This is a genomic window from Streptomyces sp. NPDC050439, assembly GCF_040655335.1.
In the GTDB taxonomy this organism is placed as follows: domain Bacteria; phylum Actinomycetota; class Actinomycetes; order Streptomycetales; family Streptomycetaceae; genus Streptomyces.
Window position 1 is genome coordinate 1,474,365 of the sequence record NZ_JBFAJT010000001.1, and the last position, 13,079, is coordinate 1,487,443.

The window sequence follows — 13,079 nt, forward strand, 5'->3', positions numbered from 1 at the left end:
CATGGCGGCGCCGCGGATCGACATCGACGCGTACGTCAAGGGTGTACTCGACGGGAAGCGGGCGCAGATCGCGCGCGCCATCACGCTCGTCGAGTCGACCCGGCCCCAACACCGCGCCCTGGCACAGGAGTTGCTGACCCAGCTGCTTCCGCACAGTGGGCGGGCGCGGCGGGTCGGCATCAGCGGGGTGCCCGGCGTGGGCAAGTCGACGTTCATCGACGCGCTCGGGACGATGCTGACCGGGCTCGGGCACCGGGTCGCGGTCCTGGCCGTCGACCCGTCGTCGACCCGGACGGGGGGCTCGATCCTCGGCGACAAGACGCGGATGGAACGCCTCGCGGTGGACCCGGCGGCGTTCGTGCGTCCGTCGCCCACCGCCGGGACGCTCGGCGGGGTCGCGAAGGCGACGCGCGAGTCGATCGTGGTGATGGAGGCGGCGGGCTACGACGTGGTGCTCGTGGAGACGGTGGGCGTGGGCCAGTCGGAGACGGCGGTCGCGAACATGGTCGACTCGTTCCTGCTGCTTTCCCTCGCCCGTACGGGCGACCAGCTCCAGGGCATCAAGAAGGGCGTCCTGGAACTGGCGGACGTCCTCGCCATCAACAAGGCGGACGGCCCGCACGAGCGGGACGCCCGCTCGGCGGCGCGCGAACTCGCCGGCGCTCTGCGGCTCATGCACCCCGCCGACGCCGCCTGGACTCCCCCGGTGCTCAGTTGCAGTGCGCGGGAGTCCAGCGGCCTGGACGAGGTCTGGGACCGCCTGGAGCAGCACCGCACGCTCCTCGACTCGACGGGCCGACTCGCCGCCAAGCGACGGGACCAGCAGGTCGACTGGACGTGGACGATGGTCCGGGACGAACTCCTGGACCGGCTGCGGGGGCACGAGGCGGTGCGGGAGCTGGCTCCTGACCTCGAACAGCGGGTTCGCGAGGGGACGTTGACGGCCACGACCGCGGCCGAGCGGATTCTGGAGGCGTTTCAGGGGGACGGGGGCCGGTCGGCCTAGTGCCCTGCCCGAAATCCCTTACGAAAGTAGGGGGTTGCTCCAGACCTTCGTCGCTGCCGGAGGGGTACCCGCGATTCATAGTCTCCGGGGCATGAACAGAATCCGCACGCGGCGCAACGCCGTCACCGCTCTGCTGGCCCTCGCCCTCGTCACCCCGTCCGTGACGGCGTGCGCCGAGGAGGGCGGCGCGTCATCGGCGGGTGAGGCTTCCCCTTCTCCCACCGCATCCGAGCTGGCTCTGCCACGCCCCTCCGGGCCCCACGCGATCGGGCGGGACACCCTCCATCTCGTGGACGACGAGCGCCGCGACCCGTGGGTGCCTTCGGCGGGCTCCCGGGAGCTGATGGTGTCCGTCTTCTACCCGGCCCGGCAGGGCGTGGGTGGCGGTGACCGCGCTCCGTATCTGGCGACCGAAGAGGCCGAACTGCTCCTGAAGGGGCAGAAGCTGGACAAGCTGTACGACGCCGGGCAGCTGACGTCCGTCCGCACGAACGCCCACGCCGCCGCCCGGCCCATCGGGGGCAAACACCCGCTGATCGTCCTCTCCCCCGGCTTCACGCTGCATCGCGCCACCCTCACCACGCTCGCGGAGACTCTGGCGTCCCACGGCTATCTCGTCGCTCTCGTCGACCACGCGTACGAGTCCTTCGGAACCGAGTTCCCGGGCCGGGACGGCTCGTCGCGCATCAACACCTGCGTCGCGTGCGAAAAGGTCGAGGACGCACCGAACGGCGACGCCGGAGAGAAGAAGATGCTGGCCAAGGCCGCGCGAAACCGGGCCGCGGACATCTCCTACGTCATCGACGAACTGACCGAACGCTCCCGACCCAGCGACGGTCGGCGCGCCGACTACTCCTCACTCATCGACCTCCGGCGGATCGCGGCGGCCGGACACTCGCTCGGCGGCAACGCGGCGGCCGTGGCCGCCGGAACGGACCACCGCGTCCGCGCCGCCGCCAACCTGGACGGCACATTCTTCTCCCCGGTCCCGTCCCCGGGCACCGGACGCCCCGTCCTCATGCTCGGCACCCGCAAGGACCACAACCCCCGTGCCGAGGACGCCACCTGGCCGCGTCAGTGGCACCGTCTGCACGGCTGGAAGCGCTGGCTCACGGTCGCGGACTCGGGGCACCTCACCTTCACCGACCTGCCGATTCTCGGCGGTCAGCTCAACATGACCGACCCGTCGGCCCCGCTCTCCGGCAAGCGGTCGGGAGAGATCACCACCGATTACGCGACGGCATTCTTCGACAAACACCTCAAGAACCACCCCCGCCCCCTGCTGAACGGCCCCACCCCGACAAACCCGGAGGTCACGTTCCACTCGCCCTGAGTAGGTTGGGCCGTGTCATCGTCCGTCGTTGAAGGAGCCTCCTGCACCATGTCCATCGCTGACTCCGACGAAGCTCCCGTTCTCCTGCGTCGCCACGGCCGTGCGGGGCACGTCGTTCTCAACCGGCCCCGTGCCATCAACGCCCTCAACCACGCCATGGTCCGGCTGATGGACGACGCTCTCGCCGAGTGGGAGGGGGATGACTCCGTGGGCGTTGTCGTGGTGACCGGAGCCGGTGAGCGGGGGCTGTGTGCCGGGGGTGACATCCGGTCCATCCACGACGACATCCGTGCGGGTGGCGGTGTCGCGTCCCTGGCCTTCTGGCGTGACGAGTACCGGCTCAACGCCCGTATCGCCCGCTTTGAGAAGCCGTATGTGGCCGTCATGGACGGCATCGTGATGGGCGGCGGGGTCGGGGTGTCGGCGCACGGCAGCGTGCGGATCGTCACCGAGCGCTCGCGGATCGCCATGCCGGAGACGGGGATCGGCTTCGTGCCGGACGTCGGCGGTACATACCTGCTGTCGCGGGCGCCCGGCGAACTCGGCACCCACCTCGCGCTCACCGGCTCGGCGGTGGGCGCGGGCGACGCCATCCTGTGCGGTCTCGCCGACCACTACGTGCCGTCGGAGCTGCTCCCGGAGTTCACGGCCGCGCTGAGCGAGGCCGACGTGTCCGAGGTGGTCGCGGAGTACGCCACCGCCGCGCCCGAAGGCGAACTCGCGGCCCACCGCGCGTGGATCGACGATTGCCATGCCGCCGACTCCGTGGAGGAGATCGTCGACCGGCTTTTCCACTCCGGTGACCGTGCCGCGAAGGAAACGGCCGAGACCATCCTCTCCAAGTCGCCGACCTCCCTCAAGGTCACTCTCGCCGCCCTGCGCCGAGCCCGCGCCCTCGCCTCCCTGGAGCAGGTGCTCGACCAGGAGTACCGCGTGTCGGCCACCGCCATCACCGCGCCGGACATGGTCGAGGGCATCCGCGCCCAGGTCGTCGACAAGGACCGTGACCCGCACTGGTCCCCCGCCGAACTCACGCAGGTGAGCGACGCGGAGGTGGCCCGCCACTTCGCGCCGCGCGTCGGCGACGAGCTCGGCCTCGCCACCGAGACAGGTCCGCGGCGCCCCTGATCCGGTGATCCGGTGATCCGGACGTCTTGTCCGCATGCGCTACGGCGGGTCGATCTCCGTGATCACGGCGAGGAGCTGGAACGGCAGCTCCCTGTCCCACTGCGAGACGCCGAGCGCTATCCACCGCCCGTCGGCCCGCCACAGGTGGAGGTCCGGCACCGAGGAACTCAGGAAGCCCCATGGCTCCGGTATGTCCCCGTTCTCGCCGTTCTCGCTGCTCTCGCCCCCACCGTCCTCGTCCCAGTCTTCCTCGCCCCCATACCCGTACGCACCGCCCTGCGCCCGCTCGAAGACGCTCGCCAAGCTGAAGATCTGGGGCGCCCCCCAGCGCTCCGCGAGCAGGACCGTCAGGGCGTCGCGTTCGGCGTCGTACTGATCCGACGTCGCCTCCCACTCCGTGCCGTCGTCCTCCCAAAAGTCGCCGCTCGTCAGTAACTCGGCGATGTGATACCCCGGACCGCCGACGCCGGACGGCGACCTGCCGTGCTCCGCGGGAAACTCCCGCGAGCGCAGCAGGTCGATCGCGGCGAGATGCTCTGCGGTACTCATGGCATCCAGTAAAGCGGCCACCACTGACAACTGGCCCGCCGTCAGGCCCCCGAGGTCACCATCCGGACACCCGCCTCACGCGTCGCGCCGCCGCAGCGCCCACCAGCCCGCAAGGAGCGCCGCGGCCGCCCACGCCGCGGTGACGGCAAGTCCGGTCCAGGGGCCGAGAGTTCCCGCCGGGTCTGCGTGCAGCACCTGCTGTCCCGCCCGGTCCGGCAGGAACTCCGCGGCGCCGCTCGCGACGTCCCCGACCACGAAGGACACGATGAGCGTGAACGGGATGAGGATGCTCAGTACGGCGACCCCGCTGCGCAGCAGCACGGTCAGTCCCGCGGCGAGGAGCGCCATGAGCGCGAGGTAGACACCGCCGCCGACGCACGCCCGTACGGCACCGTCGTGACCGAGGCCGATGGCGTACTCCCCCAGGAAGGCCTGCCCTGTCAGGAAGCCGACGAAGCTGGTGAGGACCCCGACACCGAGGGCCAGGGCGCCCACCACCGCGACCTTGGCCCCGTAGAAGAGTCCCCGGCGCGGCACCGCGGAGAGGGAGATCCGCAGCGCGCCGTTCAGGTACTCGGAGGACATCGCCGTCGTGCCGAAGCTGATGGCGGCGATCTGGCCGAAGTTGAGTGCGTAGAAGGCTCCGAAGAGCGGTTCGTAGTCGGCGTTGTCCGCCTCCGCCGTGCCGACCGCGGCGAACGCGAACGCGGTGATGGCGACCGTGGCCGCGAAGACGGCGACGAGCGATCCGAGGCTGGCCCGCACCGACTTGATCTTGATCCATTCCGAGTGGAGCACGGCGGTCGTCTGCATGGTCAGGCCTCCTGGCGGGGCGTCGAAGGGGCGGCTGCGGCGAACTCGGCGTCGTCGGCCGTGAGGGCCAGGTAAGCCTGCTCCAAGGAGGCCTGCTGGTCGGAGAGTTCGAGGAGAGGGATGCCGTGGGCGGCCGCGAGGGAGCCGATCTCGTCGGCCTTCGCGCCGTCCACGGTCCAGCGACCGTCCTCCCCGGGCGTCATCGCGTACCCCTTGTCCCGCAACAGGCCCCGCAGCCGGTCGCTCTCCGGGGTGCGCAGCCGTACCCGCGGACTGCTGTGTGCCGCGATGAAGTCCGCCATCGAGGTGTCCGCGAGCAGCTTTCCGCGGCCGAGGACCACCAAGTGGTCGGCGAACGTGGCGGTCTCGTTCATGAGGTGGCTGGACACGAGGACCGTCCGGCCCTCGCGGGCGAGGCGGCGGAGGAGTTCGCGGATCCAGATGATGCCTTCGGGGTCGAGGCCGTTGGACGGCTCGTCCAGCATGACGACGCGCGGGTCTCCGAGCAGCGCGGCCGCGATCCCCAGGCGCTGGCGCATGCCGAGGGAGAACGTCTTGATCCGGCGCCCCGCGACGGTGGCGAGCCCGGCCTCTTCGAGGACCTCGTCCACGCGCCGCACGGGGATGCGGTTGGCGACGGCGAGGGCGAGGAGGTGGTTGCGTGCGGTACGCGATCCGTGCGCGGCCTGGGCGTCGAGCAGGGCCCCCACGTGGCGCAGGGGTTCGTCGATGGCCGCATAGGGGCGGCCGCCGACCGTCGCGGTGCCCGAGGTGGGCCGGTCGAGGCCGAGGACGAGCCGCATGGTGGTGGACTTGCCCGCGCCGTTGGGGCCGAGGAACCCGGTGACCTTCCCCGGGCGGACGGTGAAGGTCAGTCCGTCCACCGCGCGGGTGGTGCCGTACTCCTTGCTGAGGTTTTGGACGTCGATGCTGGTCATGGGACCAGACTGGCGGCCGGGAGCGGGGCGGGGCTTCCCCCGTCCGGGGATCGCGTCTCCCCCTCACGGGGGAGCCGGGCGGCGGCGGGTGGCTGGCACGATGACGTGATGTCCCGCTTCCTCCGGCCGCTCACCCGCGCGGTGACCTACACGCGCTGGCTGCACCTGCTCATCGGCGCGGCCATCCCGTTGATGATCTCGTTCATCTACCCCGGGCTCAGCGACCCCGCGTTCGCCGACTGGATACTGATCGCTCTCCAGCCGATCCCGCTGGTGGCGGCCACCGCCGTCCTGCCCTCCATACGCCGGGCGGAGGGACTGCAGGCCCGCCTGATGCTGTTTCCGGGGCAGCACGCGCGCGTGCCCGGTGCCGACGAGGACCCCGGCGTGTCCGTCGCTCCCTCCGCGTCCTGGCGGGACCGGGGCAGGACGGCGGTGTGGCTCGTGCTGCGCCTGGAGGCCGGGGCCGCGGCGGCGTTCTGCACGGTGCAGTTGCTGGGGACCATGCTGGCCCTGCTCGGATCGGTGACGGAGCCCGGTGAGGACCCCGGTGTGCTCCTCCCCGTTCCCGCCCCGAGCTGGACGAACGCGCTGCTCGCGCCGCTGCCCCTGCTGCTCCTTCTCGCGGTGGCCGTGGTGGCGGGGCGGCTGATGGCAGCGGCCGCCCGGCGGCTGCTGGGCCCCTCCCCCAAGGAGCGTCTGGCCGCCCTGGAGGAGCGCACCGAGCAACTCCTCGAACGCAACCGCATCGCCCGCGAACTGCACGATTCCATCGGGCACGCGCTGACCGTCGCGGTCGTCCAGGCGGGTGCCGCGCGGGCCGCGGCGGACCCCGAGTTCACCGACCGCGCGCTGGGCGCGATCGAGGAGACGGGCCGTGCCGCCCTGGAGGACCTGGAGCGTGTCCTGCGCGTGCTGCGGGAGGACGGGCAGCCCGCGAGCCGCCGCCCCACGCTCGCCGACGCCGGTCAACTCCTGGACTCCGCGCGCGCTTCGGGGGCGAAGGTCGACGTCGAGGTGACGGGCCCCCTGGACCAGGTGCCCGGTCCGGTCTCCCGCGAGGCGTACCGCATGCTCCAGGAGGCCCTCACGAACGTGCTGCGCCACTCCGGGCCGGTCCCTGTGCAGGTGCGGCTCGCGGTCGACGCGGCGGCCCTGGAGATCGGCGTACGCAATCCTCTGCCCACGGGAGGAGAGGCCACCGGGCGTGGCGGCAGCGGGCTGCGCGGCATCCGCGAGCGGGCCACGCTGCTCGGCGGCCGGGCCGTCACGGGCCCCCGCGCGGGGGAATGGCAGGTGCACGTCGAACTGCCCCTGGGGTGATCTACGCTGACCGGATGCCGGTCACAGTCCTCCTCGTCGACGACGAACCCCTCGTACGCGCCGGACTGCGCGCCGTCCTCGAGGCTCAGCCCGACATCGAGGTGGTCGGAGAGGCGGCCGACGGGGCCGCGGTGATTCCGCTCGTGCGCCAACTGCGGCCGGATGTGGTCGCCATGGACGTCCGCATGCCGCTCCTGGACGGGATCGAGGCCACGCGTGCGGTCCTGCGCACCGTGCAGGACCCCCCGAAGATCCTCGTCGTGACGACCTTCGAGAACGACGAGTACGTGTACGAGGCGCTGCGCGCGGGCGCCGACGGTTTCCTGCTGAAGCGGGCCCGGCCGGCGGAGATCGTGAACGCCGTCCGTCTGGTCGCGGAGGGTGAGTCGCTGCTGTTCCCGGCAGCGGTACGGCAGCTGGCGGGCGAGTACGGGCGTCGGCCGGGCAACGCCGCGGCCAGGGAGGCCCTGGACCGCGCCGCGCTCACCGAGCGCGAGTCGGCCGTGCTGCGTCTCATGGCACGCGGCCTGTCGAACGCGGAGATCGCCGCGGAGCTGATCGTGGGCGCCGAGACGGTGAAGTCGCACGTGAGCTCCGTGCTGGCGAAGCTGGGGGCCAGGGACCGGACGCAGGCGGTCATCGCCGCGTACGAATCCGGATTCGTGGCGCCCGGGTGAGGGCGACGGCCGATCGGCACTCTGTGTCACAGGCGGGCCCGGCGCTCGCAGCGGTCGGCCCCGGCGAGTACGATCCGCCCATCATGCGCACGAGCTGGGAGGACGGACGTTGGGGCGGCTGACCGGCGGGGATCCCTCTCTGCTGCGGCGGATCAACTCCGCGGTGGTGCTGCACGCGCTGCGTGCGGCGGACTTCGCGACACTCACCGAGATCACCCGGGTGACGGGGCTCTCCCGGCCGACCGTCGAGGGCGTGGTCGAGGGGCTCATCGAGGCCGGGCTCGTGGTGGAGACCGCTGCCGAGGAAGGCGCGGCCAGACGCCAGGGAAGGCCTGCGCGGAGGTTCCGCTTCCGGGCTGAGGCGGGGCATCTGCTCGGCCTGGAGATCGGCCCGCACCGGGTCGCCGCGGTCCTCTCCGATCTGGACGGCCGCGTGCTCGGCTCGGCCTCGAAGGCCGTGGACGAGACGGCCCCGGCCGACGAGCGCCTCGAGCGGCTGCGGATGGCGGTCGCCGATCTGCTGCGCCGAGGCGGGATCGCCCGCAGTTCCCTGCGCGCGGTGGGCGTCGGCAGCCCCGGCATCGTGGAGGCGGACGGCACGGTCCGGCTGGGCACCGCGTTGCCCGAATGGACGGGGCTGCAGCTGGGCGAGCGTCTTCGCCGGTCCTTCAAGTGCCCGGTCCTGGTGGAGAACGACGCGAACACGGCGGCCGTGGCCGAGCACTGGAAGGGTGCGGCGACGGAGTCCGACGACGTGGTGTTCGTCCTCGCGGGGCTCAGTCCCGGGGCCGGTGCGCTGATCGGCGGTCGGCTGCACCGGGGGTACGGCGGCGCCGCCGGGGAGATCGGCGCGCTGCATCTCCTCGGCCGTGACGTGACCCCGGAGACGCTCCTCTCGACCACGGACGAGCCCCTGCATCCGCTCGACGAGCAGGCGGTGGCGGAGGTCTTCGCCCACGCGCGCGAGGGCGACGAACGGGCGCAGCAGGCCGTCGAGCGTTTCATCCAGCGCCTGGTCCACGACGTGGCGGCGCTGGTGCTCGCCCTGGACCCCGAACTGGTCGTCGTGGGCGGCTGGGCCGCCGGCCTGGACGGCGTACTGGAGCCACTGCGCCGCGAGTTGGCACGCTACTGCCTGCGACCGCCCCGGGTCGCCCTGTCGATGCTCGGCGAAGCAGCCGTCGCGACGGGTGCGTTGCGCCTGGCCCTCGACCACGTCGAGGAGCAACTGTTCGCGGTCGAGGGAACGGTAACGGCACGCCGCTGAGCCCGCCGGGCCGGACCGGGGGTAACGCCGCCGACGGGAAGCCCGGCGCTCCCGGCCGTGGTGGATCTCGACGCCGCTCCGCCGCGCGGCCAAGCGGCCGTCGCAACGGACCGCGTTGCTCGCTGAGACGGCGGCGGCTCGGGTCAGGGGCTAGGAAGCCCGGCGTTCCGGGCCGTGGTGGATTTCGACGCCGCCTGTGTCGCCGAACGTGAGGCGGCAGGTGTCCGCGCGGTACGTCGCCACGGAGACCGCGGCGGTGCGTCCCTCGGCGAAGAAGCGGGTCGTCACGACGAGGACCGGTGCTCCGGGCAGTCGGTCGAGCGCCTTGGCGTCGTCCGCGCGGGCCGAGCCGAGTTCGACGGCGCGGTCCTGCCCTTCGAGGCCGAGCCGGTGCAGCTCTCGCAGCACGCCACGCGCGCGTGCCGGTCCCGACGGCGCGTCGATGGCGGAGAGCTCCGCGACGGACGACATCGGCACGTACAGCAGCTCGGCGGCCACGGGCTGGCCGTGCGAGACGCGCGTACGACGTACCACGTGCACCTGCTCGTCGGGGTCGGCCGCCAGCATGCGGGCCACGTCCGCGGGCGGGACCGCCGGTGCGCAGTCGGCGGGCTGCCAGGCGTCGCCGACCTCGCCCGGCCACGTGCCTTGTGCGGATCCGACGGCCACACCCATCCGCGGCGGGGCGACGGTCGTGCCGACCCCGCGACGGCGCTGCAGCCTGCCTTCGAGCTCCAGCTGTTCCAGTGCCTGACGAAGCGTGGCGCGGGCGACACCGAACCGGGCGGCGAGATCACGTTCGTTGGGCAGGATCTCGCCGACGGCGAACTCGGAGTCGAGTGCCTCGCTGAGCACGGTCTTGAGGTGCCAGTACTTCGGCTCCGGTGCCGTTTCCAGCTGCGTGGTCCCCACCCTGTCCTCCGCAATCGCCGTGTGCCGGCGGCTTTTTAGCGCCCTTGTTTATTAAAGGTTCCTGCACTATCTCTGCGACGATAGAGCGGCCCCCACCCTTGGTCAAGACCAATCCTCGATCCGTTACAGCGCGCACAAGGACGATGCCACAGAGCATTCACGTGTTGTTGGCGTCGCGTCATGCACCCGTGGCGAACAAGACAAAAACCCCCGCCCTGTAAAGGCGGGGGTCCGTGAGATGGCCGGCAGGGGTGCCTTAGGGGGCCAGGCCGACCAGCTTGTCCGGGTTGCGGATGATGTAGACGTACGCGATCCGTCCGTCGACGACGTCCAGCTGGAAGAGGGAGTGCGGCTTCCCGTCGACCAGGAAGAGGACGGAGCCCGCGCCGTTGACCTCCAGGAAGCGGGCCTCCAGCTCCGCGTCCGCCGGCACGCCCTTGCGGGCCGCGCCGTCGAGGAAACGGCCCACCTTGTCGGCCGACTCGATGACCCGCAGCGGGGCCTTGGCCTTGCCGCCGCTGTCCCCGACGAGACGTACGCCCGGAGCGAGCAGGGACATCAGACCGTCCAGATCACCGCTGGTCGCCGCGGCGAGAAACCGCTCGGTCAGATCCCGGCGCTCGTCCGGATCCACGGCGTAGCGCGGCCTGCCCTCGTCGACGTGCTTGCGGGCCCGCGCCGCGAGCTGACGCACGGCGGGTTCACCGCGGTCCAGCGTGAGGGCGATCTCCGAGAAGGGGAACCCGAAGGCCTCCCGCAGCACGAACACCGCACGCTCCAGGGGCGAGAGCGACTCCAGGACGACCAGGACGGCGATGGACACGGAGTCGGCGAGCACGGCCTGCTCGGCGGTGTCGGGGACGGTCGGCCCGAAGTCCGTGACGAGGGGCTCGGGCAGCCATTGACCCACGTAGGACTCGCGCCGGGACTGCACGTGGCGCAGGCGGTCGATGGCGAGCCGGGTGGTGACACGCACCAAGTAGCCCCGGGGTTCGCGCACTTGCGAGCGGTCGGCCGCCGCCCAGCGCAACCAGGACTCCTGTACGACGTCCTCGGCGTCGGCCACCCGGCCGAGCATGCGGTAGGCCACGCCCATCAGGACGGGCCGGTGCTCTTCGAAGACGTCGGTCACGGTGTCGGTCGCCACTTCTCCATCCCAGCCGACGGGCCACGCGGTGTCCAGGCGAATTCGGTGCGTCACGCCCCACACCGGTCCCGCGGCCGTGACCCCCACCCTCTTGAACTGGGAGCTACTGAGCGGTAATTGTTGCTGACAAGGTGTCTAAGGTGTCTGTAGACCGTCGCCGGGCGACGGGGACTGGAGCAGCAATGGCCGCAGAGGTGTCCTTCAGCGTCGAAACCCCGGGCGGCCCACGGACGATGTCCGTGGCCTACGAACGCACGGGCCGGGGCGAGCCGCTGCTCCTGCTGCACGGCATCGGCCACCACCGCCAGGCGTGGGACCCGGTGCTCGGCATCCTGGCCGCCGAGTACGACGTGATAGCCGTGGACCTGCCGGGCTTCGGGGAGTCCCCCGCCCTGCCCGACGGGCTGCCCTACGACATCACGACGGTGGTGTCCGTGCTGGGCGCGCTGTGCGAGGCCCTGGAGATCGAGCGTCCGCACGTGGCCGGCAACTCGCTGGGCGGCCTGCTCGCCCTGGAACTCGGCCGGGAGAAGCTCGTGCGCTCGGTCACCGCGCTGTCCCCTGCGGGCTTCTGGACGCCCGGTGAGCGGCGTTACGCGTTCAACACGCTGCTCGCCATGCGGCACGGCGCGCGGCTGCTCCCGTTGCCGCTGATCGAACGGCTCTCGCGGAGCGTGGCCGGACGTACGGCGCTGACCAGCACCATCTACGCCCACCCCGGGCGGCGTTCACCCGAGGCCGTCGTCGCCGAGACGCTCGCGCTGCGCGACGCCAAGGGGTTCGAGCAGACCCTGGCCGCCGGGCGTGACGTGCTCTTCGGCGACGACGTGCCCGGCATCGCGGTCACCGTCGCGTGGGGCTCGCGCGACCGGATCCTGCTGCGCCGTCAGGGTGTCCGGGCGAAGCACGCCGTCCCCGACGCGCGGCTTGTGCGGCTGCCCGGCTGCGGTCACGTCCCGATGAACGACGACCCGGCTCTCGTCTCGCGCGTCGTCCTGGACACCTGCCGCCGTACGCCGGCCGCTTAGCACGCCGGAGCCCAGGGCCACCCCGGCGCCGACGAGTGCGCTGCCCACGGCCTGCGGGACTCCGTAGGTGCCGGTGCCGACCATGGGGGCGGTGAAGGCCGCCGCCACGGGAATGAGGCCGGAGAAGAGGGTGGCCCGTTCGGCGCCGATGCGCTGGATGCCCGAGTACCAGCAGACGAAGCCGATGACGGTGACGATCGCCGCCTGCCACAGCAGGGCCGCCGCCTCGGTGGTGCCGGGCATCCGCAGGAAGTTCCCGCCGTCGACCACGGCACCGATGACGGCGGACTCGGCGGCGGCGATCCCGCAGACCGTGGCGGAGAGCAGCTTCGGGCCGAGCGGGCGGAGCACGGGGACGGCGAGGACCGCGAAGCCGACCTCGCCCGCAAGGGCGCACACGGAGAAGAGGATGCCGAGCCCGTCCGTTCGGCCCCACCCCTGCACGGTGAAGGCCCCGACGGCCACGATCAACGCCCCGTACATCACCAGGCGTTGTGGCTGACGGCCCTCAAGGAGCGGCACGATGACCGCCACGACGACCGGGGCGCAGCCTACGACGACACCCGGTACGGCGGGTTCCGCCGTGCGTTCGGCGGCGAGGATCGCCAGGTTGAAGCCGACCATGCCGACGGCGGCGAGCACGGCGAGCCGCCCCCACTGGCGGCCGGTGAGGCGGCGGAGCGGCGCCGTGCCGCCCCGTCCGAGCAGCGGCAGGAGCAGCAGACAGGCCAAGCCGTAGCGCAGGAACTGGCCTCCCGCGTACGGGTAGTCGCCGAGGAGGCTGTTGGCGGTGAAGGAACCGCCCACGAGGAGGCAGGCGAAGGCCGCGAGGAGGGACCCGCGTGTCAGGTTCGCGTTCATGTCCCCGACGTTAGGAACGGACGCGGACCGGTTTAAGGTCCACTTCCGGGACCGTTTCGGGGACCACTTCGCCATCCCGGTGAACCAAGGAGGCGTA

12 protein-coding genes and 1 pseudogene are annotated in these 13,079 nt (G+C 71.9%); 7 read left to right on the forward strand and 6 right to left on the reverse strand.

From position 1 onward, the window contains the following. Window position 1 precedes the first annotated feature (1 nt). The 3 genes from meaB (at window position 2) to AB0I66_RS06605 (ending at window position 3,467) form a co-directional block, all read left to right on the forward strand. The gene (gene meaB / locus AB0I66_RS06595; RefSeq protein WP_363206566.1) at window positions 2-1,006 is read left to right on the forward strand and encodes a methylmalonyl Co-A mutase-associated GTPase MeaB; all 1,005 of its coding nucleotides are present in this window, start codon (window positions 2-4) and stop codon (window positions 1,004-1,006) included. A 91-nt stretch (window positions 1,007-1,097) separates the two neighbouring features. Next, the gene (locus AB0I66_RS06600) at window positions 1,098-2,339 is read left to right on the forward strand and encodes an alpha/beta hydrolase (protein WP_363206567.1); all 1,242 of its coding nucleotides are present in this window, start codon (window positions 1,098-1,100) and stop codon (window positions 2,337-2,339) included. A 48-nt stretch (window positions 2,340-2,387) separates the two neighbouring features. Beyond that, on the forward strand, window positions 2,388-3,467 hold the full coding sequence (locus AB0I66_RS06605; protein WP_363206568.1) for an enoyl-CoA hydratase/isomerase family protein: 1,080 nt from the start codon (window positions 2,388-2,390) through the stop codon (window positions 3,465-3,467). Between the two features lie 39 nt (window positions 3,468-3,506). Here AB0I66_RS06605 and AB0I66_RS06610 read toward each other — a convergent pair whose 3' ends face one another. The 3 genes from AB0I66_RS06610 to AB0I66_RS06620 form a co-directional block, all read right to left on the reverse strand. Continuing rightward, window positions 3,507-4,016: a hypothetical protein gene (locus AB0I66_RS06610; RefSeq protein ID WP_363206569.1), complete on the reverse strand. Its 510-nt coding sequence runs from the start codon at window positions 4,014-4,016 to the stop codon at window positions 3,507-3,509. A 75-nt stretch (window positions 4,017-4,091) separates the two neighbouring features. Continuing rightward, complete coding sequence (locus AB0I66_RS06615) at window positions 4,092-4,829, reverse strand: ABC transporter permease (RefSeq protein WP_363206570.1); 738 nt, start codon at window positions 4,827-4,829, stop codon at window positions 4,092-4,094. 2 nt (window positions 4,830-4,831) lie between these two features. Next, on the reverse strand, window positions 4,832-5,767 hold the full coding sequence (locus tag AB0I66_RS06620) for an ATP-binding cassette domain-containing protein (protein WP_363206571.1): 936 nt from the start codon (window positions 5,765-5,767) through the stop codon (window positions 4,832-4,834). Between the two features lie 108 nt (window positions 5,768-5,875). On the opposite strand from AB0I66_RS06620, the gene AB0I66_RS06625 reads away from it, so the two are divergent. The 3 genes from AB0I66_RS06625 to AB0I66_RS06635 all read left to right on the forward strand — a co-directional run bounded on the left by AB0I66_RS06625 (window position 5,876) and on the right by AB0I66_RS06635 (window position 9,034). After that, window positions 5,876-7,090: a histidine kinase gene (locus tag AB0I66_RS06625; RefSeq protein ID WP_363206572.1), complete on the forward strand. Its 1,215-nt coding sequence runs from the start codon at window positions 5,876-5,878 to the stop codon at window positions 7,088-7,090. Between the two features lie 14 nt (window positions 7,091-7,104). Then, entirely contained in the window at window positions 7,105-7,767 is a 663-nt protein-coding gene (locus AB0I66_RS06630) for a response regulator transcription factor (RefSeq protein WP_363206573.1), read from the forward strand. Between the two features lie 109 nt (window positions 7,768-7,876). Next, the gene (locus tag AB0I66_RS06635) at window positions 7,877-9,034 is read left to right on the forward strand and encodes an ROK family transcriptional regulator (protein WP_363206574.1); all 1,158 of its coding nucleotides are present in this window, start codon (window positions 7,877-7,879) and stop codon (window positions 9,032-9,034) included. 150 nt (window positions 9,035-9,184) lie between these two features. On the opposite strand, the gene AB0I66_RS06640 is transcribed toward AB0I66_RS06635, so the two are convergent. Beyond that, window positions 9,185-9,946, reverse strand: a complete 762-nt coding sequence (locus tag AB0I66_RS06640) for a GntR family transcriptional regulator (RefSeq protein ID WP_363206575.1) — start codon at window positions 9,944-9,946, stop codon at window positions 9,185-9,187. A 256-nt stretch (window positions 9,947-10,202) separates the two neighbouring features. Then, entirely contained in the window at window positions 10,203-11,093 is an 891-nt protein-coding gene (sigJ, locus tag AB0I66_RS06645) for an RNA polymerase sigma factor SigJ (protein WP_363206709.1), read from the reverse strand. Between the two features lie 182 nt (window positions 11,094-11,275). On the opposite strand from sigJ, the gene AB0I66_RS06650 reads away from it, so the two are divergent. Then, window positions 11,276-12,121, forward strand: a complete 846-nt coding sequence (locus tag AB0I66_RS06650; protein ID WP_363206576.1) for an alpha/beta fold hydrolase — start codon at window positions 11,276-11,278, stop codon at window positions 12,119-12,121. A 24-nt stretch (window positions 12,122-12,145) separates the two neighbouring features. On the opposite strand, the pseudogene AB0I66_RS06655 reads toward AB0I66_RS06650, so the two are convergent. Then, window positions 12,146-13,057, reverse strand: a pseudogene (locus AB0I66_RS06655) (EamA family transporter); the annotation flags it as partial. Window positions 13,058-13,079 lie beyond the last annotated feature (22 nt).

Coding starts and splice junctions, on each gene's coding strand:
- AB0I66_RS06630 (WP_363206573.1), top strand. CDS start 7,105: ATGCCGGTCACAGTCCTCCTCGTCGACGACGAACCCCTCGTACGCGCC.
- AB0I66_RS06600 (WP_363206567.1), top strand. CDS start 1,098: ATGAACAGAATCCGCACGCGGCGCAACGCCGTCACCGCTCTGCTGGCC.
- AB0I66_RS06620 (WP_363206571.1), bottom strand. CDS start 5,767: ATGACCAGCATCGACGTCCAAAACCTCAGCAAGGAGTACGGCACCACC.
- AB0I66_RS06625 (WP_363206572.1), top strand. CDS start 5,876: ATGTCCCGCTTCCTCCGGCCGCTCACCCGCGCGGTGACCTACACGCGC.
- meaB (WP_363206566.1), top strand. CDS start 2: ATGGCGGCGCCGCGGATCGACATCGACGCGTACGTCAAGGGTGTACTC.
- AB0I66_RS06610 (WP_363206569.1), bottom strand. CDS start 4,016: ATGAGTACCGCAGAGCATCTCGCCGCGATCGACCTGCTGCGCTCGCGG.
- AB0I66_RS06605 (WP_363206568.1), top strand. CDS start 2,388: ATGTCCATCGCTGACTCCGACGAAGCTCCCGTTCTCCTGCGTCGCCAC.
- AB0I66_RS06615 (WP_363206570.1), bottom strand. CDS start 4,829: ATGCAGACGACCGCCGTGCTCCACTCGGAATGGATCAAGATCAAGTCG.
- AB0I66_RS06650 (WP_363206576.1), top strand. CDS start 11,276: ATGGCCGCAGAGGTGTCCTTCAGCGTCGAAACCCCGGGCGGCCCACGG.